This is a genomic window from Mangrovibacterium marinum, from assembly GCF_003046625.1.
GTDB classification, from domain to species: Bacteria; Bacteroidota; Bacteroidia; order Bacteroidales; family Prolixibacteraceae; genus Mangrovibacterium; species Mangrovibacterium marinum.
This window is the reverse complement of record NZ_QAAD01000051.1, coordinates 1-1677: the sequence shown is the minus strand read 5'-3', so window position 1 is coordinate 1677 and position 1677 is coordinate 1. Positions and strand designations below refer to the sequence as shown.

Sequence of the window (1677 nt, the reverse complement as noted above, 5' to 3'; positions counted from 1 at the left end):
TTGAACTCGGGAACAGCCTCGCAGGCCTGCTCCAGGTAGGACTTTCTGCTCATAATCAATTTGTTTAAAATTTAAAAGCACGAAAGTCGCAACATCCCGCCAACTATTCCTATTTTTAGCTGTGCAATAAGCTCCCGCAAAGCGGGTTTAGTTCAACAAATTGTATATGGCAGGCGGGGGGGGTCAGCGGTCTGACAAGTCAGACCTTGCGCCCACTTTCCTGCGGGTCTGACACGATTTCTTCCAGAAATCCCGCCCGACCACATACAAGTGACCGTTAGCATTAATTAAAAAATGAAGCAGTTACTATTCATATTTTCAGTGCTTTTAGTGTCTTGTGCATATGGACAAGCAAGTTATTTAGAGAATAATGTAGTCGATTCGCATTCGGGCAAACCAATACCATATGCAAATATTTGGGTTCTAAATACAGACAGAGGAACAAGTTCTTCTGTAAATGGAGATTTCATCCTTAAAATTGACAATGAGTTCAAATCTTTGAAAAAATTAAAAATTACAGCAATCGGATATTTTGATACCATCATTGATATTTCTGAGATACGAGACACAATTTTCCTAAAGCCAAGAGAGTATAACATTGAAGAAATTACAATTTTCCCTCAAATGAGAAATTCATTGATAGTAAATCCAATAAGTAAAAAAACAGACAAATCATATTGGATTTGTTCAAATACTCCTTCCATAATAGGTCGGTATTTTAAATATCAGGACTCATTTGACACAACATCCTTTATTGGCAAAATAATCGTGTACTCAAAGAAGAGTCTCAGAAAATATGACTTTAACTTGCATCTTTATGAATATGATACATTAAACCACAGACCTGGAAACGATTTAATTAAGGAAAATATTCTTGTAACGACAGAGTCAAAATTTGGATTCGGGTTTACCGAAAACGTAATTGATATTTCCCGATTTAAGTTACAATTTCCTCAAAACGGTTTAATTATTGGATTAGAATGGATAATGACAAAAGAAAACAGTTACGACGAGACGAGTTTTGAAGGTAACTTCACGTATAAAGAGAAAAAATATGGACCTGATTTTTTAGTTACGAATGAAACTGAAAACAATAGATTTCTTTATATGGGAAAATGGTTTTCGAAAGAGATTTGGTCTTCAAGTAAATCCAGTCCAGCTATTTCATTAGTATTGACAGATTGAAATTTAAATAACTAATGCTAACACTTAGCCTCTAATCAAGCGTTGCTTGCATACGCTTGGTATTGGAGGCTTTGTTGAACTAAACACTGCCCCTGGCTTAACCGACTGTTAATTAACTATTTTCGGATAGTGTTTTCAATCGGTTTTTTGTTTCCCTTTCGGAAGGCGTTTGGGGTGGTATTGTTGGCCTTTCAAGCCCGGTTTTGGCTGCAAAACCGACTATGCCGGCCAAATAGCTTCTGCTTTGACCCTGTTTTCGGCAGCAAGGGGCTCCTCTGGGCAGGCGGTTTTGGCGACCGGACATAGCTTTCCCATTTACGCTCAGGGGCGTATTTCGAAAAGATCCACAAAACACCGTCATTGGCCCATTCCGGCCAATGGATTTACAGGCGGCGCCCGCTTTCCGGGATAAGTTTCCAGCAGCAGTAGTTCGCCGCCACAATCCTTACACTTCAGCACCGAGCGCTCTCCAAAGCGCAGCTCCAGGATCTG

1 protein-coding gene is annotated in these 1677 nt (G+C 39.5%); it reads left to right on the top strand.

Features of this window, described 5'->3' with window-relative positions; all coding sequences use genetic code 11:
* The first annotated feature begins 294 nt into the window (after nucleotides 1–294).
* A complete protein-coding gene (locus tag C8N47_RS18570) occupies nucleotides 295–1185 on the top strand; it encodes a carboxypeptidase-like regulatory domain-containing protein (protein WP_107824071.1) in 891 nt (296 codons plus the stop codon).
* Nucleotides 1186–1677 lie beyond the last annotated feature (492 nt).

Excerpts from the sequence above, each read along its gene's own strand:
- C8N47_RS18570 (WP_107824071.1), top strand. The coding sequence starts at position 295 with ATGAAGCAGTTACTATTCATATTTTCAGTGCTTTTAGTGTCTTGTGCA.